At 66.7% G+C, this 22,560-nt stretch carries 20 protein-coding genes, 1 other RNA gene and 1 riboswitch; of the genes, 6 read left to right on the plus strand and 15 right to left on the minus strand.

Going from position 1 to position 22,560, the window contains the following annotated elements; all coding sequences use genetic code 11:
* The 3 genes from dnaX to ubiD form a co-directional block, all read right to left on the minus strand.
* The coding region (dnaX, locus tag J8847_RS19860) for a DNA polymerase III subunit gamma/tau (RefSeq protein ID WP_211526441.1) at positions 1-1,097 on the minus strand (1,097 nt) is incomplete at its 3' end.
* A 147-nt stretch (positions 1,098-1,244) separates the two neighbouring features.
* Positions 1,245-1,343, minus strand: an RNA gene (gene ffs, locus J8847_RS19865) — signal recognition particle sRNA small type.
* 200 nt (positions 1,344-1,543) lie between these two features.
* Positions 1,544-3,028 carry a 4-hydroxy-3-polyprenylbenzoate decarboxylase gene (gene ubiD / locus J8847_RS19870; RefSeq protein ID WP_211526442.1) on the minus strand — a complete coding sequence of 495 codons (1,485 nt, stop codon included), beginning with the start codon at positions 3,026-3,028 and terminating at the stop codon, positions 1,544-1,546.
* A 568-nt stretch (positions 3,029-3,596) separates the two neighbouring features.
* Here ubiD and J8847_RS19875 point away from each other — a divergent pair.
* Positions 3,597-4,394, plus strand: coding sequence for a transglycosylase SLT domain-containing protein (locus J8847_RS19875; RefSeq protein ID WP_373999953.1), 798 nt, complete (start codon positions 3,597-3,599; stop codon positions 4,392-4,394).
* A gap of 283 nt (positions 4,395-4,677) precedes the next feature.
* Here the strand turns inward: J8847_RS19875 and nusB are convergent, their stop codons facing one another.
* The 3 genes from nusB to ribBA are packed head-to-tail and all read right to left on the minus strand — an operon-like array spanning position 4,678 to position 6,813.
* Entirely contained in the window at positions 4,678-5,148 is a 471-nt protein-coding gene (gene nusB, locus J8847_RS19880) for a transcription antitermination factor NusB (RefSeq protein ID WP_211526443.1), read from the minus strand.
* Positions 5,149-5,165: 17 nt separating this feature from the next.
* Entirely contained in the window at positions 5,166-5,645 is a 480-nt protein-coding gene (gene ribH / locus J8847_RS19885; RefSeq protein ID WP_211526444.1) for a 6,7-dimethyl-8-ribityllumazine synthase, read from the minus strand.
* Between the two features lie 58 nt (positions 5,646-5,703).
* Positions 5,704-6,813, minus strand: a complete 1,110-nt coding sequence (gene ribBA, locus J8847_RS19890; protein ID WP_211526445.1) for a bifunctional 3,4-dihydroxy-2-butanone-4-phosphate synthase/GTP cyclohydrolase II — start codon at positions 6,811-6,813, stop codon at positions 5,704-5,706.
* A gap of 372 nt (positions 6,814-7,185) precedes the next feature.
* Here ribBA and J8847_RS19895 point away from each other — a divergent pair, with 372 nt between their 5' ends.
* Both J8847_RS19895 and J8847_RS19900 read left to right on the plus strand, forming a co-directional pair.
* Positions 7,186-9,858 carry an EAL domain-containing protein gene (locus J8847_RS19895; protein ID WP_211526446.1) on the plus strand — a complete coding sequence of 891 codons (2,673 nt, stop codon included), beginning with the start codon at positions 7,186-7,188 and terminating at the stop codon, positions 9,856-9,858.
* 85 nt (positions 9,859-9,943) lie between these two features.
* Positions 9,944-12,802 (plus strand): pitrilysin family protein, encoded by a 2,859-nt coding sequence (locus J8847_RS19900; RefSeq protein ID WP_211526447.1) that lies wholly within the window; start codon positions 9,944-9,946, stop codon positions 12,800-12,802.
* Positions 12,803-12,984: 182 nt separating this feature from the next.
* Here J8847_RS19900 and J8847_RS19905 read toward each other — a convergent pair whose 3' ends face one another.
* From J8847_RS19905 to glyA, 9 genes are all read right to left on the minus strand, one after another.
* On the minus strand, positions 12,985-13,611 hold the full coding sequence (locus tag J8847_RS19905) for a riboflavin synthase (RefSeq protein ID WP_211526448.1): 627 nt from the start codon (positions 13,609-13,611) through the stop codon (positions 12,985-12,987).
* A gap of 34 nt (positions 13,612-13,645) precedes the next feature.
* The gene (ribD, locus tag J8847_RS19910; RefSeq protein ID WP_211526471.1) at positions 13,646-14,731 is read right to left on the minus strand and encodes a bifunctional diaminohydroxyphosphoribosylaminopyrimidine deaminase/5-amino-6-(5-phosphoribosylamino)uracil reductase RibD; all 1,086 of its coding nucleotides are present in this window, start codon (positions 14,729-14,731) and stop codon (positions 13,646-13,648) included.
* A 54-nt stretch (positions 14,732-14,785) separates the two neighbouring features.
* Positions 14,786-15,397 (minus strand): GspH/FimT family pseudopilin, encoded by a 612-nt coding sequence (locus tag J8847_RS19915; protein ID WP_373999954.1) that lies wholly within the window; start codon positions 15,395-15,397, stop codon positions 14,786-14,788.
* Between the two features lie 50 nt (positions 15,398-15,447).
* Positions 15,448-15,909 (minus strand): type IV pilin protein, encoded by a 462-nt coding sequence (locus tag J8847_RS19920; RefSeq protein ID WP_211526450.1) that lies wholly within the window; start codon positions 15,907-15,909, stop codon positions 15,448-15,450.
* The gene (locus J8847_RS19925) at positions 15,906-16,565 is read right to left on the minus strand and encodes a hypothetical protein (protein ID WP_211526451.1); all 660 of its coding nucleotides are present in this window, start codon (positions 16,563-16,565) and stop codon (positions 15,906-15,908) included. Before J8847_RS19925 ends, J8847_RS19920 begins: the two co-directional genes overlap by 4 nt.
* Before the next feature lie 13 nt (positions 16,566-16,578).
* Entirely contained in the window at positions 16,579-17,511 is a 933-nt protein-coding gene (locus J8847_RS19930; RefSeq protein WP_211526452.1) for a PilW family protein, read from the minus strand.
* On the minus strand, positions 17,508-18,053 hold the full coding sequence (gene pilV / locus J8847_RS19935; RefSeq protein WP_211526453.1) for a type IV pilus modification protein PilV: 546 nt from the start codon (positions 18,051-18,053) through the stop codon (positions 17,508-17,510). Before pilV ends, J8847_RS19930 begins: the two co-directional genes overlap by 4 nt.
* A 137-nt stretch (positions 18,054-18,190) precedes the next feature.
* Positions 18,191-18,649: a transcriptional regulator NrdR gene (gene nrdR, locus J8847_RS19940; protein WP_211526454.1), complete on the minus strand. Its 459-nt coding sequence runs from the start codon at positions 18,647-18,649 to the stop codon at positions 18,191-18,193.
* A gap of 51 nt (positions 18,650-18,700) precedes the next feature.
* Complete coding sequence (gene glyA, locus J8847_RS19945) at positions 18,701-19,948, minus strand: serine hydroxymethyltransferase (RefSeq protein ID WP_211526455.1); 1,248 nt, start codon at positions 19,946-19,948, stop codon at positions 18,701-18,703.
* A gap of 113 nt (positions 19,949-20,061) precedes the next feature.
* Positions 20,062-20,179, minus strand: a riboswitch (ZMP/ZTP riboswitch).
* A gap of 156 nt (positions 20,180-20,335) precedes the next feature.
* On the opposite strand from glyA, the gene J8847_RS19950 reads away from it, so the two are divergent.
* The 3 genes from J8847_RS19950 to tolQ all read left to right on the plus strand — a co-directional run bounded on the left by J8847_RS19950 (position 20,336) and on the right by tolQ (position 22,557).
* A complete protein-coding gene (locus J8847_RS19950; RefSeq protein WP_211526456.1) occupies positions 20,336-21,082 on the plus strand; it encodes an SDR family oxidoreductase in 747 nt (248 codons plus the stop codon).
* Between the two features lie 350 nt (positions 21,083-21,432).
* On the plus strand, positions 21,433-21,837 hold the full coding sequence (ybgC, locus tag J8847_RS19955) for a tol-pal system-associated acyl-CoA thioesterase (RefSeq protein WP_211526457.1): 405 nt from the start codon (positions 21,433-21,435) through the stop codon (positions 21,835-21,837).
* Positions 21,838-21,873: 36 nt separating this feature from the next.
* On the plus strand, positions 21,874-22,557 hold the full coding sequence (tolQ, locus tag J8847_RS19960; protein ID WP_211526458.1) for a protein TolQ: 684 nt from the start codon (positions 21,874-21,876) through the stop codon (positions 22,555-22,557).
* Positions 22,558-22,560: the final 3 nt, after the last annotated feature.

Here is a 22,560-nt window from a genome sequence, read left to right on the forward strand (position 1 = left end):
CCGGGACGAAAGGCAAGCATGCGCAGCAGGGTCATCGTGAAGCCGGCGTACTCGTCCGGCGCCAGGCCGATCTCGTTACGGCCGTGCACGGCGATCTGGTAATACAGCTGCACTTCCTGCGGGTCGAACAGCTCGGCCAGGCGCAAGATGTCGCTCAATTCGGGCAGGTCTTGCGGCACGGCGGCCGGCACGCTCTGGGCCAGGGCAATGCGGTGCAGCAGGGTGCCGAGGTCTTGCAGCGCGCCGTTGTAGGACAGGCTGCGGCTGGCCATCTCGTCGGCCACCGCCATCAGGTCGGCGCCGTCCTGGGCGGCCAGCGCGTCCAGCAGGCGCACCAGGTAGGACTGGTCGAGCGCGCCCAGCATGCCTTGCACCGCGTCCAGGGTCACCTGGCCGGCGGCATAGGCGATCGCCTGGTCGGTCAGCGAGAGCGCGTCGCGCATCGAGCCGTGCGCGCCTTGCGCCAGCAGGCGCAGCGCGGGCTGCTCGAAGCTGACGCCTTCCTGGCCCAGGATGTTTTCCAGGTGGCCCACGATGTGGCCCGGGGGCATTTGCTTCAGGTTGAACTGGAGGCAGCGCGACAGCACCGTCACCGGGATCTTTTGCGGATCGGTGGTCGCGAGGATGAACTTGACGTGCGGCGGCGGTTCCTCGAGCGTCTTGAGCATCGCGTTGAACGCGTGGTTGGTGAGCATGTGCACCTCGTCGATCATGTAGACCTTGAAGCGCGCATTGCTCGGCGCATAGACGGCCTGCTCGAGCAGCTGGGCCATCTCGTCGACGCCGCGGTTGGAGGCCGCGTCCATCTCTATATAGTCGACGAAGCGGCCGGCGTCGATTGCGCGGCAGGCTTCGCATTGCCCGCAGGGTTCGGCAGTGATGCCGCCCTGCCCGTCCGGGCCGGTGCAATTGAGCGACTTGGCCAGGATCCGCGACAAGGTGGTCTTGCCGACCCCGCGCGTGCCGGTGAACAGATAGGCGTGGTGCAGGCGGCCGGTCCTCAACGCATGGGTCAGCGCACGAACGACGTGCTCCTGGCCGACCAGCGTTTCGAAGTTCTTGGGACGGTATTTGCGGGCGAGGACTTGATAGGACATGCCGAGATTTTACCGCAGATGGCCGTTGCCGCGAACAATCTGTGGCCATGCTTTCAAGCATCACTAGCGACGGGCGAAGCACATCGGCGACTTCACGGTCGTGTCGAAGCGGAAACTGACTAGGGAGGGTAAAGCAGGAGGAAGATAAGAGGCGAGCCTGATCTGCGGCACTTGCGGTGAACGGCTTTGGCTGCTTCGTTCCCGACCTGACCAGGTAAACCATGCCACAATGCGCAGGGGCCCGCCAGCAGTCATTATACCGCACCCCATCCCGTTTGGGAAACGGCGGGCAAACTGCCCGCGCTTACTATTCAGTTAGCTTGTAAACCGTCGTTCCGGCGACGGCCGGAACCCAAGTTTCGCGGCTCGACGGCGCATGCAAACTTGGACCCCGGTCGAGGGGGACGCCGAGTCCCGGGGCGACGTGCATAATTTAGCGACTGCTCTTAGATACCTAGCTGCTGCCAGATATCGTCGACCTTGCGCTTGACCGCCTCATCCATCACGATCGGCGTGCCCCACTCCCGATTGGTCTCGCCCGGCCACTTGTTCGTGGCGTCGATCCCCATCTTGCTCCCCAGCCCGCTGATCGGCGAGGCGAAGTCCAGGTAATCGATCGGCGTGTTATCGACCATGACCGTATCGCGCGTCGGATCGACCCGGGTCGTGATCGCCCAGATCACTTCCTTCCAGTCGCGCACGTCGACGTCTTCGTCCACCACCACGATGAACTTGGTATACATGAACTGGCGCAGGAAGCTCCACACGCCGAACATCACGCGCTTGGCGTGGCCCGCGTACTGCTTCTTCATCTGCACCACGGCCATGCGATAGCTGCAGCCTTCCGGCGGCAGGTAGAAGTCGGTGATCTCGCTGAACTGCTTCTGCAGCAGCGGGATGAAGACTTCGTTCAGCGCCACGCCCAGCACCGCCGGCTCGTCGGGCGGTTTGCCCGTATAGGTCGAGTGATAAACAGGATCGCGGCGCATCGTGATGCGGTCGATCGTGAACACCGGGAAGCTGTCCTGCTCATTGTAATAGCCGGTGTGGTCGCCATACGGCCCTTCGAGCGCGTGCTCGAAGCCGGACGGGTGATTGGCATCCGGGTAAATATGCCCTTCCAGCACGATCTCGGCGGACGCCGGCACACGCAGTTCGCTGCCGATGGCCTTGGTCAGCGCGGTGCGGCTGCCGCGCAGCAGGCCGGCGAACTGGTATTCGGACAGGCTGTCCGGCACCGGCGTCACCGCGCCCAGGATGGTGGCCGGGTCGGCGCCCAGCGCCACCGCGATCGGATAGGGCTTGCCCGGATTGGCCAGCGCATGCTCGCGGAAGTCGAGCGCGCCGCCGCGGTGGGCCAGCCAGCGCATGATGACTTTGTTCGGCCCCAGCACCTGCTGGCGATAGATGCCCAGGTTCTGGCGCTTCTTGTTAGGCCCTTTGGTGATCACCAGGCCCCAGGTGATCAGGGGCGCCACGTCGCCCGGCCAGCAATGCTGGATCGGCAGCCTGGCCAGGTCGACGTCCTGCCCTTCCCAGACGATCTCCTGGCAAGGCGCGCCGCGCACTTCCTTGGGGGCCATGTCCCACACCGCCTTGACGAGCGAACCGAGGCCCATGATGTCCCTGAAACCCTTGGGCGGTTCGGGCTCCTTGAGGCGGGCCAGCACATGGCCGATGCGGCGCAGCTCGCCCACGTCGTCCGCGCCCATGCCCAGGGCCACGCGGCGCGGCGTGCCGAACAGGTTGCCGAGGACGGGGATGGTGTGGCCGGTGGGCTGGGTGAACAGGAGCGCCGGGCCGCCGGCGCGCAGGGTGCGGTCGCAGACCTCCGTCATCTCGAGGTTCGGCGACACCGGGATTCCTACGCGCTTGAGTTCGCCCATGCTGTCCAGCTGGGCCATGAAATCCCGTAAGTCTGTATATTTCATCAATCTTTTATCGTTTTTTCAACTGCATTTGGTTAGTGAACGATGCCGCCCAAGTCCTTGAATTGCTGAGTAATTTCCAGATTGACCTCTGGAAATCAGAACTAAAAGTAATAAGGACGGAAAGTGCTAGGGTTGACTTGATATAAGCTCGCCCCTACAATCCACCCTACTTGATGAGGCAGGCACGTCTTTTTGACACCATTTTAGCTGTTCTCACTCATTCACGGGGTCGGGGCCCCACATGACATTTTAAGGAGTGTTTTCATTGGGCGTCTGCCCAGAACCCCGAGTTAGTTGTTGAGCCACTGGTCCCTGCCGCCCTGGCCATACCAGCTTAAGCAAAGCAATGACGGCGTCAGTCCACCGCAAGGCGGCGACAGACGATATTTCTGATGCACGGCAACGTACGTCCAAACGAAGCGCTTACTGCGCTCCGACGGGATCGTTTTTGCCGCGACAAAAGGGAGATTCGATGATGCATCGTTTCATCGCGAGCGCACGGCTCGTCCAAACCATGGCCAGCCAGCCAATCACGTGGGCTTCCGTGACGAAAGCGGCACGCGGTCTATTGACCACCGCACAATACACACTGACCGTATGCGGTCTGACGGCAATCGCCGCGCTCGCGCTGCTGTACACCAACGACGACGTCGCCAAGCGCGTCTCGCAACTGCTGCATCCGCAGCCGACCATCGTGGCCGCCGCACCGGTCGCCACGAACGCCATGACCGTGGCGGAAGCCGTGGCCGAAGAAGCCGCCGACGAGACACATCCCGCGCTGCGCAACACCAAGCAGCAGCAATGGGTGACCGACTGGCTGTCCAAGCGCTACCGCGTCGCCAGCGACGCCGCCAACATGCTGGTCTCGACCGCCTACATGACGGCGCACGAGGTCAAGCTGGACCCGCTGCTGATCCTGGCGGTGATGGCGATCGAATCGGGCCTGAACCCGTTCGCGGAAAGCCCGGTGGGCGCCAAAGGCTTGATGCAGGTCATGGCCAAGGTGCACCACGACAAGTTTGCGGAAGTGGGCGGCCAGGAAGCTGCGCTGAATCCGGTCGCCAACATCCGTGTCGGCGCCCTGATCCTGAAGGATTACGTGAAGCGTACCGGCTCGGTCGAGGGTGGCCTGAAGACCTATGTGGGCGCGGCCGACCTGGAAACCGATTCGGGCTACGGCTCGAAGGTGCTGGCGGAATACCGCCGCCTGAAGCAGGTGGCGCGCGGCCAGAAGGTGCCGACCTTCACCCCGCGTGAACCGGCGGCGCCGATCATGGTCAGCAAGCCGGCTGAGCCGGTGGTGAAGCCGGAAGCGGCTCCGGCCGAAGCGCCGGCGCCGGCGGCGGAAGTGATCGCCGGGCTGTAAGCGGTAAGAACTCCTCTTGAACCACTGCTGCGGCGGTGGTTTTTTTATGGGCGTGTGGCTTCTCTGGCGCTCCTGGGATGCGGGCAAACTTGGGTCCCGGCCTGCGCCGGGACGACGTGCATAGGATTGTGGGCAGTGGAAGCGCCAACCATATTCACAAGCGCTAGCACGTCGTCCCAGCGAAGGCCGGGACCCAAGTTGCACGAATACCACGCACAGCCAACAAAAAAGCCACCGTACTCCCGCACGGTGGCTTCTCTCTATATAGATAGCACAAACGGCATCAACGCCGTCCGTCCGCCCCCACTTCGTCCGGACGCAGGCTGCCCGCCAGCTTGTCCAGCACGCCGTTGACGTACTTGTGCCCGTCGATCCCGCCGAAGGACTTGGTCAGTTCCACCGCTTCATTGATCACGACGCGGTAAGGAATCTCCGGATGGTTCTTCAGCTCGTAAGCGCCCAGCAGCAGCACCGCGTGCTCGATCGGCGACAGTTCGGCCAGTTGGCGGTCGATCAGCGGGGCGATCGATTCGCGCAGCTCGACCGAGGTGCTGATGGTGCCGTTCAGCAGTTCGGCGAAGAACTCGCCGTCGGCCTTGTCGAAACCGTGCGCGCCGCGAATGTTGGTGGCGACGGTGCGGGCCGCTTCATTGTTCAGCAGCCACTGGTACAGGCCCTGCAGCGCGAACTCGCGCGCGCGGTGGCGCGGCGTGCGGTTCTTGCTGGGGTTGGCGTGCATACTCTTGTCAGTCATGATCTTCGCTTCTTTCTTTACTCTTCTTCGGCCGACAGCTCTTCCAGGCCGATCAGCAGGTTCGACATCTCGACCGCCACGCGCGCCGCGTCCGCGCCCTTCTCCGCCATGCGGGCCTCGGCCTGCTCGTCGTTCTCGGTGGTCAGGATCGCGTTCGCGATCGGCATGCCGTAGTCCAGGCCGATGCGGGTGATGCCCGCGCCCGATTCGTTCGCCACCAGCTCGAAGTGGTAGGTCTCGCCGCGGATCACCGCGCCCAGCGCGATCAGCGCGTCGAACTGCTGGGTCTCGGCCATCTTCTGCAGCGCCAGCGGCACTTCCAGCGCGCCCGGCACGGTCACGTGCAGGATATCCTCGTCCGCCACCCCCAGGCGCTTCAGCTCGGCCAGGCAGGACGACAGCAGGCCGTGGCCGATGTCGGCGTTGAAACGGGCCTGCACGATCCCGATGCGCAGGCCTTCGCCTGCCAGATTGCTTTCATATGTTCCTACCGTCATGGCTGACCTCTTCTTGTCTGTGTATATATAGGTGATGTGTGTATGGTAGCGCGTTGCGTCAGGCGGCCGGGCACGGCAGGTAGCCGGTGACTTCCAGGTCGAAGCCGGTCATCGACGGCATCTTGCGCGGATTGGCCAGCAGCTGCATCTTGCCCACGCCGAGGTTGCGCAGGATCTGGGCGCCGATGCCGTAGGTACGCAGGTCCATCGACGCGGCGCGCGCGCTGGCGCGGCCCTTGGCTTCCGGCGGCGCGAACTGGGCGAACAGCTGCTCGGCGCTCTCGCCGCAATTGAGCAGCACGAGCACGCCGCGCTCGCTGGCCTGGATGGTGCGCATGGCCGAGGCCATGTCCCAGGAGTGGGTGGACGAGCGGTTTTCCAGCAGGTCCAGCAGCGACACCGGCTGGTGCACGCGCACCAGCGCTTCCTTCTCGGGCGACAGTTCGCCATGCACCAGGGCCAGGTGGGCGCAGCCGCTCGGGCCGTCGCGGAAAGCCACCAGCTTGAACTCGCCGTGCTCGGTCGAGATGGCGCGCTCGGCCACGCGCTCGACCAGGCTTTCGTTCTGGCTGCGGTAGTGGATCAGGTCGGCGATGGTGCCGATCTTGAGGCCGTGCTCGTGCGCGAACTCGATCAGGTCCGGCAGGCGCGCCATGGTGCCGTCTTCCTTGATGATCTCGCAGATCACCGAAGCCGGGGTCAGGCCCGCCATCGCGGTCAGGTCGCAGCCCGCCTCGGTATGGCCGGCGCGCATCAGGACGCCGCCCTTCTGGGCGCGCAGCGGGAAGATGTGGCCCGGCTGCACCAGGTCGTCCGGGGTGGTGCCCTTGTTGACGGCCACCTGGATGGTGCGCGCACGGTCGGCCGCCGAGATGCCGGTGGTGACGCCTTCGGCCGCTTCGATCGACACGGTGAAATTGGTCCCGAACGAGGTACCGTTCTTCGAGGTCATCATCGGCAGCGCCAGCTCGTCGCAGCGCTCTTCGGTCAGGGTCAGGCAGACCAGTCCGCGCGCGTGGCGGATCATGAAGTTGATCGCTTCGGGAGTGACGAAATCGGCGGCGAGCACGAGGTCGCCTTCGTTTTCGCGATCCTCTTCGTCGACCAGAATGACCATGCGGCCGGCGCGAAGTTCGGCAACGATTTCCTCGGTGCTGGAGATAGACATGCGAATTCCTTGAATCGGGACGGTTATGCGTAATCCGCTATTTTAAAGGATTTGCAGCCTTTCAACCGGCTTTCCCCCGGGAGACCCGCCATGGCGCGGCATGAGGCCGCCGCGGCGCGCGATCCGCCCGGCATCTGGTTGTCAATATGCAACAACAAGTGTCGCAGGCATCACCTCATACCACGGGCAAATTGTTAAGTTTCACATTTCCGCGCGCAACATCCTAGCGTGCCTGAGCGCGAGTCGATTATGATAAAGACATCGCAGCCGTTCGCACACGCGACGCACGGCCGCCCTCCCGACGGAGTTGCCGATGGTGGTAGTTCCTTATTCCAGCGCCCGTGCCGCTCTCGTTGCGAGAGGGCGGTGCTGATGGCCACGATCCTGATCGTCGACGATCGGCCGAGCAACCGCGCCTTCCTGGCCGCCCTGCTCGGCTACACGGGCCACCGGCTGCTGGAGGCCGAAGACGGCGCCCAGGCGCTGGCGCTCACGCGCGCCGACCGTCCCGACCTGATCATCACCGACATCCTGATGCCCACCATGGACGGCTACGAGTTCGTCCAGCAGCTGCGCGCGGACCCGGCCCTGGCCGCGACCAGGGTGATCTTCTTCTCCGCCGTGTACGCCGAGCGCGAGACGCTGGCGATGGCCGCGCGCTGCGGCGTGTCCACGGTGCTGAGCAAGCCGGCCGACGCCCACCAGATCCTGGAAGCGGTCAACGCCGAGCTGGGCGTCCTCGAAGGCGCCCCCTCCCCGCCCCTGCCGCAAGACCATGAGCGCGAGCGCGGGCTGCCTTTCGACCTGTGCGCCCGCCTGTCCGAACTGGAGCGCTTGTGCCTGACCCTGGTCGGCGAGCGCCGCGTCGATGCGCTGGCCAGCGCCTTCCTCGACGCCGCGCGCCGCGTGCTGGACGCCGACGTCGCCGCCGTCTGCCTGCAGGAGAGCACCGAGCGCGGCGTGCGCCACCTCGAAACCCGTGGGATCGACGGCGCGCTGCTGCAGGCGGCGGCCCTGGACGATGCGCACCTGCCGGGCGCGCTGCTGCGGGTGCGCGCGCCGCTGCGCCTGTCCCAGGGCGACTCCCTGCTCGACAGCCTGCCCTTCGCCCACCCGCCGCTGGCCCACCTGCTCGGGCTGCAGGTGCACGACCTGCAGCATCCGCTCGGCTGGCTGTATTGCGGCCGCGGTCCCGGCGCCCGCCCCTTCACTGACGAGGAGGAGCGCTGGGCCACCGCGCTGGCGGCGCAGCTGGCCGTGGCCTACGAGAACCTGAACCTGTACGAGGTGGTGCAGCGCCACGCCGCCCAGCTGCAGCTGGAAGCGATCGCGCGCGCCGAGGCCGACGCCGCGCTGCGCGAGAGCGAGCACCGGCTCGAACTGGCGCGCCAGGTGTTCGACAGCACCCAGGAAGCGATCATGATGACGGACGCGAACGCGAATATCGTGGCCGTCAATCCCGCCTTCGAACAGATCACCGGCTATACCGAAGCCGAAGTGATGGGCGAGAATCCGCGCATCCTGCGCTCGGGGCGCCACAACGAGGACTTCTACAAGGCCATGTGGGGCTGCCTGGAAAAGGATGGCCAGTGGCGCGGCGAGCTGTGGAACCGCCGCAAGAACGGCGAAGTCTATCCGGAGCGCGCCAGCATCAGCGCGGTGCGCAACGACAAAGGCAAGCTGACCGCCTACGTGTCGGTATCGACCGACCTGTCGGCGCTCAAGGCGGCCCACCACCAGCTCGATTTCCTGGCCAACCACGACGCGCTGACCCTGCTGCCCAACCGTTCCCTGTTCAACGACCGCCTGCAGCAGTCGCTGGCCTCCGCGCGCCAGAGCGGCGGCCAGGTCGCCCTGCTGCTGTTCAACGTCGACCGCCTGTCCCGCATCAACGACAGCCTCGGGCACGCCGCCGGCGACGCCGTGCTGCGCGAGGTGGGACGGCGCGCCAGCGAGGTGGCCGGGCCGACCGACACCGTGGCGCGCCTGTCCGGCGACGAATTCGTCATGATCGTCAACGGCTGCGAGGACACCGACGCCATCATCCACTGCGCGCGGCGCCTGATCGACGCCATCGCCCAGCCGCACGAGGTGGGCGGGCACGACGTGGTGGTCACCGGCAGCGTCGGCATCAGCATCTATCCGCGCGACGGCGGCGCGGCGGGCGACCTGCTCAAGGCCGCCGACGCGGCCCTGGGCAGCATGAAGCAGTCGGGGCGCAACGGTTTCCGCTTCTTCAAGGGCGAGATGAACGCCGAAGCCATGCGCTGGCTGGCGCTCGAGACCCGGCTGCGGCGCGCCATCGAGCGCGACGAGCTGGCCCTGCACTACCAGCCGCAGATCTCGCGCCTGGACGGCAGCGTGGTCGGCATGGAAGCCCTGCTGCGCTGGCGCAACGGCGACATCGGCCAGGTCTCGCCAGCCGATTTCATCCCGCTGGCCGAGGAGACGGGCCTGATCCTGCCGATCGGCGAGTGGGTGATCCGCCAGGCCTGCTTCCAGAGCATGGCCTGGCAGGCCGCCGGCCTGGCGCCGGTGCGCATCGCCGTCAACGTCTCGGCCCACCAGTTCAAGGCCGGCAACGTGGCCACCGTGGTGCGCGCCGCCCTGCAGGACAGCGGCCTGGCGCCGGCCTGGCTCGAGGTGGAACTGACCGAAAGCGTGATGATGGGAGATTCGACCGCCGCCGAAGCCCAGATGGCGGAGCTGCGCGCGATGGGTGTCTCGCTGTCGCTGGACGATTTCGGCACCGGCTACTCCTCGCTCGGCTACCTGTCGCGCTTCCCGCTCGACAAACTCAAGATCGACCAGGCTTTTGTCCGCAACATCACCACCGAGCAGCGCAGCGCCGCCATCGCCCAGGCCACCATCGCCCTGGCCCAGGGCCTGTCGCTGGCGGTGGTCGCCGAAGGCGTGGAGACGGTCGGCCAGCGCGACTTCCTCGGCACCATCGGCTGCGACGTGTTCCAGGGCTACCTGTACAGCCGCCCGGTGGCCGCCGTCGAGATGGCCCAGCTGCTGGCCCAGGGCCGGCTGACGAAATAAAGGGATGCAAGAGTCGGCTGTGCGCCCCCTGCCGGCGGCCCGGGCCGGGTTAGAATGCTCCGACACATACATCCGGGATAAGCCAATGAGCAACAATTTCGTGCGCAGCCTGTGCCTGGCCGCGGTGCTGTTCGCGCACATGCTGGCCAATGCCGCGCCCTCCGCGCTGCGGCTGGACGAGCCGATTCCCGTCGGGCCGCAGGTCAAGGTGGGCAAGCTGGCCAACGGCCTGACCTGGTACATCCAGCGCAACGCCCGCCCGGAACGCAAGCTCGAGCTGCGCCTGGTGGTGAAGGCCGGCTCCATCCTCGAAGACGAGGACCAGCGCGGCCTGGCCCACTTCGTCGAGCACATGGCCTTCAACGGCAGCACCCACTTCCGCAAGCACGAACTGGTGTCCTACCTGCAGTCGATCGGAGTCGGCTACGGCGCCGACCTGAACGCCTACACCTCCTTCGACGAAACCGTCTACATCCTGCCGATTCCGACCGACCAGCCGCAAAGCGTCGCCAAGGCCTTCCAGGTGCTGGAAGACTGGGCGCATGGTGTGCGCTTCGAGCCGGAGGCCATCGACAAGGAGCGCGCCATCGTGCTCGAGGAGCTGCGCCTGGGCAAAGGGGCGTCGGACCGCATGGGCAAGCAGATCTATCCGAAGATCTTCAACGGCTCGAAATACGCCGAGCGCCTGCCGATCGGGCACGAAGACGTGCTGCGCAGCTTCCGGCCCGCGGCGCTCAAGCGCTTCTACCGCGACTGGTACCGGCCGGACCTGATGGCCGTGGTGGTGGTCGGCGACATCGATCCGGCGCGCGCCGAATCGCTGATCAGGTCGCACTTCTCGCGCCTGAAGAATCCCGCCAGGCCGCGCGCGCGCGAATACGCCGCGATTCCGGCGCGGGCGGACACCGAGGCGCTGGTGGTGCTCGACCATGAGGCGAGCGGCAATTCGGTGCTGATCCGCTATCCGCTGCAGCCGGTGCGCGAGCCCGGCACCATCCGCGCCTACCGCGAGGAACTGATGCAGGCCCTGTTCGGCGCCATGCTCAACCAGCGCCTGATCGAACTGGCCCAGCAGCCCGAACCGCCCTTCATGGCGGCCAGCAGCGCCCTGGGCAAGCTCACCCCGCGCTACCACTCCTACAACGCCAGCGCCTCGCTCGGCCCGCGCGGCGCGGCGCCGGCGATCGCGGCCCTGGTGCAGGAGAACGAACGCGCGCGCCGCCACGGCTTCGGCGCCCAGGAACTGGAGCGGGCCAAGAAGAACCTGATGCGCAGCTACGAGCAGGCCTGGAACGAACGCGCCAAGAGCGATTCCGCCACCTACGCGGCCGAATATATCCGCAACTTCCTGCAGCACGAGGCGATTCCCGGCATCGACACCGAATACCGCTACGTGCAGGAGCTGGTGCCCGGCATCTCGCTCGAGGAGCTGAACGCCTATGCGCGCCGCACGATTCCCGCCGATTCGGGCAAGCTGGTGCTGTACACCGGCATGAACAAGCCGGACGCGCCGACCGGCGCCCAGCTGCTTGCGGCCGTGGCCGAGGCGGCGCGCCAGCCGGTCCTGCCGCACGACGACAAGGCGGTGGCCGCGCGCCTGATGGACAAGCCGCCCGCGCCTGGCCGCATCGTGGCCGAGCGCCACGACAAGGCCCTGGGCCTGACCCACCTGAGCCTGTCGAATGGCGTCAAGGTGATCCTCAAGCCGACGGACTTCCTCAACGACCAGGTGATGCTGAGCGCGGCCCGCTTCGGCGGCCAGAGCCTGTTCGGCGACCAGGACATCCTCAACGCGCGCTTCGCCAACGCCATCGTGGCCAGCATGGGGGTGAAGGACTTCTCGCCGCTCGACATGCGCAAGATCCTGGCCGGCAAGGCGGCCGGCGTGACGGTCGGCCTGGGCAGCTACACCGACCTGGTGGCGGGCGCCTCGGGCGCCTCGGACATCGAGACCATGCTGCAGCTGCTGTGGCTGAAGTTCTCGACGGTGCGGCGCGACGAAGACCTGTTCCGCGCCTACGTCGGCAAGCAGGCCGAGCTGGCGCGCAACCAGAGCGGCCAGCCCGGCCGGCGCTTCGGCGACGCGGTGGTGTCCGCGCTGTACAACAACCATCCGCGCGCGCCGCGCGCCCTGGAGGCCGACGACTACGCCAAGATCGACCTGGACCGCAGCATCGAGATCTTCCGCCAGCGCTTCTCCAGCGCCAAGGACCTGACCTTCATCATGGTGGGCAGCTTCGATGCCGACGCGGTCCGGCCGCTGCTGGCTACCTACCTCGGCAGCCTGCCGACGCCGGATATACCGGTCGCCTACCGCGACGTGGGCTTGCGACCGGTGACGGGCGTCGTCAAGCGCGAGGTGCGCAGCGGGCTCGAACCGAAGAGCACGATTTCGCTGAACTTCACGGGACAGGCCGAGTTCTCGGAAACCGAGCAGCTGCGCCTGGCGGCCCTGATCGAGGTGATCAACCTGCGCCTGATCGAGGTGCTGCGCGAGCAGATGGCCATGATCTACGGCGGCGGCGCCAACGGCGCGCTGAGCAAGATCCCTTACGGGAACTACTCGATCGGCATCAGCCTGCCGACCGGCCCCGAGCACGTGGACAAGGTGCTGGCGGCAACCTTCGCCGAGATCAGGCGCCTGCAGGAACAGGGGCCGAGCGCGGCAGAGATGGAAAAGGTCAAGACCAACTGGATCCAGAATCACCGGCGCTCGCTGCGCGAGAACGGGTACTGGGTGGCCAACCTGCAGGCGGCGCTGACCGAGGGGACCGATCCGGCCTCGATCCTGGATGTGGAGCGGCAGGTGCAGGCGCTCAGCGCGCAGGACGTGCAGGCGGCGGCGCGGCGGTATATCGACACGCAGAACTATGTACAGGTGGTGCTCAATCCGGAGAAACCGGGGGCGGCGCATGTCGCCGCATCGGTGGGAACGGGGAACTGAGGGCTCCGGCGCCTCACCGGGCGGACCTCCGGCCTGGGCCCATCGTAGGGTTGGCGGCTCTGCCGCCGACGCGTTCATGCGGCCCAGGAAAAAATAGCGCGCCTGCTCACCATTGAGCTGAGCGCGTCGGCGGCGAAGCCGCCAACCCTACGGCTGGTCGGCGCCGGTACAGAGAATCGCGGTCAGCCCTTGGCCGACAGCATGCGCTCGACGTAGCGCGCGATCAGGTCGATCTCCAGGTTCACCTTGGAACCCGCGCGCAGGTGCTTCAGGGTCGTGACCTCGATCGTGTGCGGGATCAGGTTGATCGAGAAGCGGCACACCTTCCCTGCGCCGCCATCGAGATCCTCGACGCGGTTCACGGTCAGCGACACGCCGTTCACCACCACCGAACCCTTATAAGCCAGGAACTTGCCCAGCTCGTGAGGCGCGTCGATGATCAGCTCGCGCGATTCCCCCACCGGCTCAAAGCTGTGCACGGTGCCGAGACCATCGACGTGGCCCGAGACCAGGTGGCCGCCCAGGCGCTCGGCCAGGGTCAATGCCTTTTCCAGGTTCACTTCGCCCGGCGCGTCCAGGCCCACCGTCTTGTTCAGGCTCTCGCGCGATACGTCCACGGTGAAAGTGCTGGCGGTCTTGTCGACCACGGTCATGCAGGCGCCGTTGATGGCGATCGAGTCGCCCAGTGCGACGTCCGCCAGCGGCAGCGGGCCGGCGTCGATCGCCAGGCGCACGCCCGCGTCCAGGCCGCCCGCCAGCGGCGCGACGGAAGTGATGTTGCCGACTGCGGCGACGATTCCAGTAAACATACAGCCTTATCCTTCAGGTTGGTTTCAGATTTCTTCAGCCTGGCCGGCCGCTCTCGCCTGCGAACCTTGCCATGATGCGCAGGTCGTTCCCGACCCGCGCCACGTCGTGGAAGCGCAGCGTGCGCTGGTCGGCCAGGCGCGCCAGCGGCGGCAGGTCGAACATGCCCTGCCCCGGACCGATCAGGCTCGGCGCCAGGTAGACCAGCAGCTCGTCCACGCAGCCCTCGCGCACCAGCGACGCGTTCAGCTTGGATCCCGCTTCCACATGCACTTCGTTGATCTCGCGCCGGCCCAGCTCGCGCATCAGTGCCGGCAGGTCGACCTTGCCGGCGCTGTTGGGCAGATGGATAAGCTCGTGGCCGGCGGCGCGCAGCGCGGCTTCCTGTTCCGGATTGGCCTGGGCAGCCACGATCCAGCATGGCTCACCCTGCAGAATGCGGGCGTCAGGCGAAATCTCAAGGCGGCTGTCCACGATCACGCGGCGCGGGGGCAGCGGCGTCTCGACGCCGCGCACGGTAAGCTGGGGATCGTCCGCCTTGACGGTGCCGATGCCGGTCAGGATCGCCTGGGCCCGCGCGCGCCAGGCGTGGCCGTCGGCGCGCGCTTCGGGGCCGGTGATCCACTGGCTCTCGCCGCTGTCGAGCGCCGTGGCGCCGTCCAGGCTGGCGGCCACCTTCAGGCGCACCCAGGGCAGCCCGCGGCGCATGCGCGAGAAGAATCCGATGTTGAGCTCGTTGGCCTCGCCGGCCAGCACGCCGGAAGTCACCGCGATGCCCGCGGCTTCCAGCTGCGCCAGGCCGCGCCCGGCCACCAGCGGGTTGGGGTCGACCATGGCGGCCACGACCCGGCCCAGGCCGGCTTCGATCAGGGCATTCGAGCACGGCGGGGTACGGCCGTAATGACTGCAGGGTTCCAGGGTCACGTAGGCGGTGGCGCCGCGCACGTCGACGCCGCGGGCGGCAGCGTCGCGCATGGCGACGATCTCGGCATGCGGGCCGCCGGCTTGCTGGGTGTGGCCGGCGGCGATCACCTTGCCATCGCGCACGATCACGCAGCCGATGCGCGGATTCGGCGCGGTGATATACATGCCTTTGGCGGCCCACGCCAGGGCGAGGGCCATGCCTTCGGCATCGCTGCGTATCTGTACGGTGTCCTCTGTCACTTGCTCTTTCCTTCAGGGCGGCGCCTGTGCGCCATCGCAGCCGCGCTCGCGCGCCGGATTGCAGCTCCGCGCACGGCCCAGCATGTTGATTTTAATACGCCGGATGTGGTCGCCGTGAAATAGCGACAAGCTACCCAGCCGCGCCGCCGCGCTGTTGGTGTCGCTGCAGCTGCGTCCGGCGCCATTGTAGGCGATGTAGTGCGGCGGCGCCGGGCTGGTGAAGGAAAAGTCGACGTGCATGCCCGCAGGCAGCGGCGGGTGGACGGCGAGCACTTCGTCGTCCGGGCCGGGCTGGCGGTCGCCGTCGCGGTCGACGAAGACAGTCCAGCCGCTGGCCCAGTCCTCGCCGCCAGGGTCGTTCGGAACCAGTTTCACGATGTCGTTGCGGGCGATGGCCTGGGCGCGCGCAAGCGCGACCGCGCCGAACAGGTCGCCGGTGGCTGAGCGTAGCTGCTGGGCGCGAAGCAGGCTGTGCAAGTTCGGGGCGGCCATGCCCGCCGCGATCGCGGCGATGGCGAGGACAATGACGAGCTCGCTCAGGGAAAAGCCAGCTTGGCGCCGGCTGACGGCGTGAAAACCCGTTCCCCGGCCAGGAGACCTGCCCAGCCCGCAGGCCGGCGGTATCTTTCCCCTGCTCGCCCGTGGCGACGCCCCGTTCGCAAAACGCTGTCTGCTCATGGCCAGCACCTCTCGGAAGGTCCGCTTGCTCCCTGCGCACCGGTACTGCTGTAGGTCAGCGTGCCGCATTCGTCATCGGCGAAACCGGCATCGACATTGTCCGTCCCCGGCCGCGCCCGCAATTCGATGCACTCCTCGATCTCGTGGCCTGGACATGCGTAGCCGTCGAGCTCGTAGGCACTGGCAGCGGCGTCGCGGCCCAGCCACCACTTGAACTGGTGCGCCGCCTCGGTGTCCGCCTGCGATGAAAAGGCCAGGTAGCTGCGGTGCTGCGCCCGGAACTGTTCCTGCCGCTGCATGGTGTCGACCAGCGCCAGCTGTGCCTCGACGCGGCGCGACTTGACGACCTGGCGCGAATACGAGGGATAGGCCACCGCGCCGAGCAAGGCGACAATCGCCAGGACAACCAGCAATTCGGCCAGGGTGAATCCTGCCACCCCTGCAGTGCATCGCGTCATGGCCCGCCTCCGTTCCCGTTCTGGCCGCCGGCATCCACCAGCGCCGCCCAGTTGCCGATCTCGCGCCAGCCCACCCGCCTGCCCGGCGTTCCCGTAGCCGCAGGCTTGCGGTAATACCCCTGCACGGCGGCCTGGGTCGAGGGCATCACCCCGAAACCGAGTGCGCTGATGCGGTACAGGTGATCCGTGCCGGCCGCCGGCACACGCTCGATCAGGTAGCGCGGGTGGTCGGCGCTCAAGCCCTCGTTGTCAGGTAGTTGCCTCCCGGTGAAGCTGCCGAAGCGTACCGCCGGGCCATCGCCCGCGGCCAGGCGCTGCGCGTGCTCTTCGATATCGTCCTCGACGGTGCACAATCCATCGTAGGGCGTCCCTCCTGCACATCCGTCCGCGAAGGCGGAAGGGAGCCCGGTCGCGAGGGCGAGCGCACGCGCCGAGCCTGGACTGGCGCCGCCTTCGATGTCGCGCTCGGCATCGGCCAGCGCCGCCTCCGCCATCTGCAAGGCCAGCAGCCGGTCGCGTTCGTGCGCGGCGGCGCGCGCGCCATACAAGGCGGTGCGGGCGCCGGCCAGGCCCGTCATCAGCACCGCCAGCATCAGCACCATCGCCGTCAGCAGCGCCGCGCCGCTTTCTCCTCGCCGTGGATGAAGCCTTCGCATGCCCGCGTCCTCCCTACTCCGGCATCGCCGGCAAGGCGACGGTGGTGGAGTAGACCTTGCGTATCCGCGCCCCTTCCCGCCCCGCCAGGGTCAGCTCCGCGAGCGAAGTCCCGGGGTCGCCAGCCGCCTGCGCCGACGCATGGTCCGGTCCGAACAGGGCGTAGCTCGCGCCCATGTCCGCCGCGCTGTCGAGCCTGGGACCGTGCAGGAGCAGCGCAACCCGCACGGCCGCCACCCGCTTCCAGTGCGTGCGCCGGTTCAGGTCCTCGGCCCGCTGCATGGGATTCGCGCCGTTCAACACCAGCCCGGCATCCAGCGCGGCCAGCGTGGACGCATTCACGTAGCGGTCCGGCACGCGGTCGCCGTCGCCATCGAGCCCGTACAGGACCTGGAAGCCGTCCACCCTGCCCGCCACCGCGTCCGCGGACCAGTTGCTGTTGCCGCGGTATTTGCAGCGCAGCTCCGCTTCGCCCTGCGCATTGCGGGCGACGTAGAAGATGCTCCAGCCGTCCTCCCCGGCGTGCACCGGAAAGCCGGCGCAATCGACCGTCCCGCCGTCGCCGTTCGGCGGCGCCCCGCTGCCGGGAAAACGCAGCGCCAGCACGTCGCTGCCGTTCACGGAGTCCGGCAAGGCCCCGTCGATGCCCGTGCCGTTGCGCGGCACCGAGCGCGCATCCAGCCCGGCGATGCGGGCCGGCAGGGCCGGCTCCTGGGTCGGCGAAGCCGCCCAGTCCACGTGGGCGGACTGGCGCACGGCGCGCGCCAGGGCGTCCAGGGCATAGCGCCCCGCCTCGTCCATCGCGTCGGCCTCCACCTGCATGGCGTAGGCGCGCGTGGCCCCGATGAGGAGATTTCCGCATGCCAGCAGCACCGCGAGGCCAAGGGCCATCGCGATCATCAGTTCCACCAGGCTCAGGCCGCGCTGGCGCTGTCGGCGGCGGTTCATAGCGGCGCCACCGCCACCAGGCCCGGCGCGGCGCCGGTACCGCTCCAGCCGAGCTTGATAAGCATCGGCGCCCCGGCTCCCGCCGTGCATGCCCAGCGATAGCGGCGCGTGCCGGCGTCCCACGGTGCGGCATCGCGGCACACGGCGATGCGGCCGCCGGGGAAGGCTGCGTACACGCCCTGTTTCGCCTCGTGCAGGTCGAACGCGGCCAGCTGCAGCGGGTCGCACGCGCTGGCGCCGTAGCAGGAGGCCGGCGCCGCGCCCGGATTCCCATCGGCGGCGTCGTAGTCGAGCGAAAGATAAGGATTGGATGAATCGGGCAGGCCGGCGGCGGCCGCGTTGGCGCGCATGCGCGCGCCCAGCGACGCCGCCTGTTGCGCGGCCTCGGACATCAGCGCCGATTGATGGCGCGTGCGCTGGGCGGCCAGCTGGGCCGCACCGGCGCCCACCACGCCGACGGCGAGCACGAACAGCGCCACCAGCACTTCAATGAGCGTAAAGCCCCGTGTGAGCGTGAATCCGCCATGTCGATGCACCCGCATGCCAGCCCCTCCCCGTCACGATGCCGCCTGTGCGGCGGCGCGATGCAATGGAGTTCACAAGGTAACAGGCGCACGCCGGCCGGCCATGAGCTGGCCTAAGCACGAACGGCAGGGTTTGGGGAACTAAACGACGGAGCTTATTTGCGCGGGTGGCCGACTTCGGCCAGCGCTTCCTGGAACTCGTCCAGGTCTTCGAAGTTCTTGTAGACGGAGGCGAAGCGGATGTAGGCGATCTTGTCCAGGCGCTTGAGCTCCTGCATCACCAGTTCGCCCACGTAGCCGGTATCGACTTCGCGCCGGCCGCTGGTGAGCAGCTTTTCCTCGATCGTGGCGACCGCGGTATCGATGGCCTCGGCCGCCACCGGGCGCTTGCGCAGCGCCAGCATCAGGCTGCCGCGCAGCTTGCCGGACTCGAATTCCGTACGGCTGCCGTTCTTCTTGACGATGATCGGCATCGACAGCTCGATCCGTTCGTAGGTCGTGAAACGCTTGTCGCACCTGGTGCAGCGGCGCCGGCGCCGGATGGAATCTCCCTCCTCCGATACGCGGGTATCGAGGACCTGGGTGTCTTCATGCTGGCAGAAGGGACATTTCATGGCGCTGGGCTCACTTGGCGGAGCCGGCGGGGCCGGCTCCTGGTCGGGCTATCAGGCCGCGTAGACCGGGTACTTGTCGGTCAGCTGCTTGACTTCGGCCTTGACGCGCTCGATGGTCGCGGCGTCGTGCGGGTTGTCCAGCACGTCGGCGATCAGGTTGCCCACCTTGACCGCATCTTCTTCCTTGAAGCCGCGGGTGGTGAAGGCCGGGCTGCCCAGGCGGATGCCGGAGGTGACGAAAGGCTTCTGCGGGTCGTTCGGGATGCCGTTCTTGTTGCAGGTCATGTGTGCCTGGCCCAGGATGGCTTCCGCTTCCTTGCCGGTCAGGCCCTTGGCGCGCAGGTCCACCAGCATCACGTGCGACTGGGTGGTGCCCGAGACGATACGCAGGCCGCGTGCGGTCAGGGTGTCGGCCAGCGCCTTGGCGTTCTTGACCACCTGCTTCTGGTATTCCTTGAACTCAGGCGACTGGGCTTCCTTGAAGGCCACGGCCTTGCCGGCGATGACGTGCATCAGCGGACCGCCCTGGATGCCCGGGAAGATCGCCGAGTTGATGGCCTTCTCGTGCTCGGCCTTCATCAGGATGATGCCGCCGCGCGGGCCGCGCAGCGACTTGTGGGTGGTCGAGGTGACGAAGTCGGCGTAGGGCACCGGGTTCGGGTATTCGCCGGCGGCGATCAGGCCTGCGTAGTGGGCCATGTCGACCATGAAGTAGGCGCCGATTTCCTTGGCGATCTTGGCGAAGCGCTCGAAGTCGATGCGCAGCGAGAACGCCGAGGCGCCCGCGATGATCATCTTCGGCTTGTGCTCGCGCGCCAGGCGTTCCATTTGTTCGTAGTCGATGTCTTCTTCCGCGGTCAGGCCGTAGGAGATGACGTTGAACCACTTGCCCGACATGTTCAGGGCCATGCCGTGGGTCAGGTGGCCGCCTTCGGCCAGCGACATGCCCATGATGGTGTCGCCCGGCTTGAGCATGGCGAAGAACACGCCCTGGTTGGCCTGCGAGCCGGAGTTCGGCTGCACGTTGGCGGCTTCGGCGCCGAAGATCTGCTTCAGGCGGTCGATGGCCAGCTGCTCGACGACGTCGACGTATTCGCAACCGCCGTAGTAGCGCTTGCCCGGGTAGCCTTCGGCGTACTTGTTGGTCAGCTGCGAACCCTGCGCCTGCATCACGGCCGGCGAGGTATAGTTTTCGGACGCGATCAGTTCGATGTGGTCCTGCTGGCGAACGTTTTCCTTCTGGATGGCATCCCACAGTTCCGGGTCGATGTTGGCGAGCGTATGGTCTTTTGCAAACATGTAAAACTCCAATCGATAGTAAACCAGGCAACGGGCAGCGTTGGACGTGGGCGGGCGCCTGGAAACGAACGGGCATCCGCGCGAATCTTCACGATTCCAGCACGAACCAGTTAAATGGCAGCCCAGGCGAACGGCGAAATGACGTCTCAGGTTCCCCGGTGGGACTCCACCTTGCCGAGCGCAGAGCCCGAGGCTGCGGCGCGCGGTGTTTCGCCAGTTACGTGAGACGTAGGGACTCCAGATTGTATGTGATGTGGCCCCCTTAGGGCAAGGAAACTGCTGTCGCCCTGGCAAGTCCAGGCGAATGCAGGGGACGCCAGCGGGAACGTGGTCGTTTCGGCTACAATTTCCCGACCCAGCATGAATCACTCGTTCCAGGACACTTCCATGATCGTATTCATCACCGGCGCCTCGGCCGGCTTCGGCGCCGAGATGGCGCGCACCTTCGCCCGCAATGGCCACCGCGTCGTGCTCGCCGCGCGCCGCACCGAGCGCATCGCCGACCTGGCGGCCGAACTGGGCGGCGCCGCCCTGCCCGTCACCCTGGACGTGACCAGCCGCGCCTCGATCGACGCGGCGCTCGCCTCGCTGCCGCCGGACTGGCGTGCGATCGACGTCCTGATCAACAACGCCGGCCTGGCCCTGAACACCCTGCCGGCCCACGAGGTGCCGCTGGAAGACTGGGAAACCATGATCGCCACCAATTGCCAGGGCCTGGTGACCATGACCCGCGCGGTGCTGCCGGACATGGTCAAGCGCGGCAGCGGCCTGGTGATCAACCTGGGCTCGGTGGCCGGCCACTACCCCTACCCGGGCGGCAACGTATATGGCGCGACCAAGGCCTTCGTCGAGCAGTTCACGCTCAACCTGCGCGCCGACCTGGTCGGCACCGGCGTGCGCGCCACCAACCTGGCGCCGGGTCTGTGCGGCGGGACCGAGTTCTCGAACGTGCGCTTCAAGGGCGACGATGCGGCCGCCGCCAAGGTCTACGAGGGCACGACGCCGCTGACGGCGAAGGACATCGCCGAGACGGCCTACTGGATCGCCACCCTGCCGCCACACGTCAACGTCAACCTGATCGAGCTGATGCCGACCTGCCAGGGCTTCTCGCCCTTCGCCATCAAGCGCACGTAGGGTGGACCGGGGCGCGCAGCCGGCTCCGCCGTCCACGCGTTCGACCTGCGCCTGCCAACCCGCTTCCGGCATGGGCGACGCTAACAATCAGCGCGTGGACGGCGCAGCCGTCCACCCCTACGGACAGCGCTCTCGCCCATAGGAAATACCGTTTGTAACGCGCGCTCTGCAATTGTGAGAAAGTGTTACAGTAATTGGCCTTCTTGCACTGTTTCACGTCTACTACTGCGGCCATGCATGCCTGACGGAACATGCAGAGGCCGTTTTTTCCCGTTTAATGTTCGCCAGCGTACATAGAAAAGGGAAAAATCGCGTAAAATGTTTCCTATTTACATTTAATGGCAGGGGAAATGCCTTCAGCTTTTGACTGGCCAGTCCGGGTCTATTACGAAGACACCGACGCCGGTGGTATCGTGTTTTACGCTAACTACCTGAAGTTTTTCGAACGTGCGCGTACCGAATGGCTGCGCGCGACCGGCATCCAGCAGCAAGCGCTGCTCGACGCCGACGGCACCGCCTTCGTCGTCAAAAGCGCCAGCCTGGACTATCACGCGCCTGCCCGTCTCGACGATGAGCTGACCATCCGCACCATCGTCGACAAGCTCGGCCGCGCTTCGGTCCAGTTCGTCCAGCAGGCCTGGCGCGGCGATACCTTGCTGACGAGCGCGAGCGTGAAAGTCGGCTGCGTCGACCTCGCCACCATGCGCCCCCGCTCCTTGCCGGACGATGTGGCTGATAAAATGCGCGGCGCGTAGCGCCCTGCCCATATATTTACACAACTTATTCTACCGATGACCGCGACCCAAGACCTTTCGTTTATCGCCCTGATCAGCAACGCCCACCTGCTCGTCCAGCTGATCATGGCCTTATTGCTGGCCTTGTCGATCATCAGCTGGACCTACATTTTCCGCAAGCTGTTCGCGATCCGCGCCGCCCGTAGCCAGACCGAGCAATTCGAACGCAGCTTCTGGGCCGGCGGCAACCTGCACACCCTGCACCAGAGCGCCAGCAGCCAGCGCGACCAGAGCGGCCCGCTGGCCCGCATCTTCGAAGCCGGCATGGGCGAATTCATCAAGGGCAAGCAGGCCTCGCGCGAAGCGCTCGACATGGGCGCCGTGCTGGACGGCTCGCGCCGCGCCATGCGCGCCTCGTTCCAGCGCGAACTCGACATGCTGGACACCCACCTGAACTTCCTGGCCTCGGTCGGCTCCGTGTCGCCGTACATCGGCCTGCTCGGCACCGTGTGGGGCATCATGAACGCCTTCCGCGGCCTGGCCAACGTGCAGCAAGCCACCCTGGCGGTGGTCGCGCCGGGCATCGCCGAAGCCCTGATCGCCACCGCGATCGGCCTGTTCGCGGCAATCCCGGCCGTCGTCGCCTACAACCGCTTCACGCACGACATCGACCGCCTGGCGAACCGCTTCGAGAGCTTCGTCGAGGAATTCTCGAACATCCTGCAGCGCCAGGCGCGCTGATTG

The organism is Massilia sp. AB1 (assembly GCF_018119385.1).
Taxonomy (GTDB): Bacteria; Pseudomonadota; Gammaproteobacteria; order Burkholderiales; family Burkholderiaceae_D; genus Telluria.

Coding starts and splice junctions, on each gene's coding strand:
- ubiD (WP_211526442.1), bottom strand. CDS start 3,028: ATGAAATATACAGACTTACGGGATTTCATGGCCCAGCTGGACAGCATG.
- nusB (WP_211526443.1), bottom strand. CDS start 5,148: ATGACTGACAAGAGTATGCACGCCAACCCCAGCAAGAACCGCACGCCG.
- ribH (WP_211526444.1), bottom strand. CDS start 5,645: ATGACGGTAGGAACATATGAAAGCAATCTGGCAGGCGAAGGCCTGCGC.
- ribBA (WP_211526445.1), bottom strand. CDS start 6,813: ATGTCTATCTCCAGCACCGAGGAAATCGTTGCCGAACTTCGCGCCGGC.
- J8847_RS19895 (WP_211526446.1), top strand. CDS start 7,186: ATGGCCACGATCCTGATCGTCGACGATCGGCCGAGCAACCGCGCCTTC.
- J8847_RS19900 (WP_211526447.1), top strand. CDS start 9,944: ATGAGCAACAATTTCGTGCGCAGCCTGTGCCTGGCCGCGGTGCTGTTC.
- J8847_RS19905 (WP_211526448.1), bottom strand. CDS start 13,611: ATGTTTACTGGAATCGTCGCCGCAGTCGGCAACATCACTTCCGTCGCG.
- ribD (WP_211526471.1), bottom strand. CDS start 14,731: ATGGCCCTCGCCCTGGCGTGGGCCGCCAAAGGCATGTATATCACCGCG.
- J8847_RS19920 (WP_211526450.1), bottom strand. CDS start 15,909: ATGACGCGATGCACTGCAGGGGTGGCAGGATTCACCCTGGCCGAATTG.
- J8847_RS19925 (WP_211526451.1), bottom strand. CDS start 16,565: ATGCGAAGGCTTCATCCACGGCGAGGAGAAAGCGGCGCGGCGCTGCTG.
- J8847_RS19930 (WP_211526452.1), bottom strand. CDS start 17,511: ATGAACCGCCGCCGACAGCGCCAGCGCGGCCTGAGCCTGGTGGAACTG.
- pilV (WP_211526453.1), bottom strand. CDS start 18,053: ATGCGGGTGCATCGACATGGCGGATTCACGCTCACACGGGGCTTTACG.
- nrdR (WP_211526454.1), bottom strand. CDS start 18,649: ATGAAATGTCCCTTCTGCCAGCATGAAGACACCCAGGTCCTCGATACC.
- glyA (WP_211526455.1), bottom strand. CDS start 19,948: ATGTTTGCAAAAGACCATACGCTCGCCAACATCGACCCGGAACTGTGG.
- J8847_RS19950 (WP_211526456.1), top strand. CDS start 20,336: ATGATCGTATTCATCACCGGCGCCTCGGCCGGCTTCGGCGCCGAGATG.
- ybgC (WP_211526457.1), top strand. CDS start 21,433: ATGCCTTCAGCTTTTGACTGGCCAGTCCGGGTCTATTACGAAGACACC.
- tolQ (WP_211526458.1), top strand. CDS start 21,874: ATGACCGCGACCCAAGACCTTTCGTTTATCGCCCTGATCAGCAACGCC.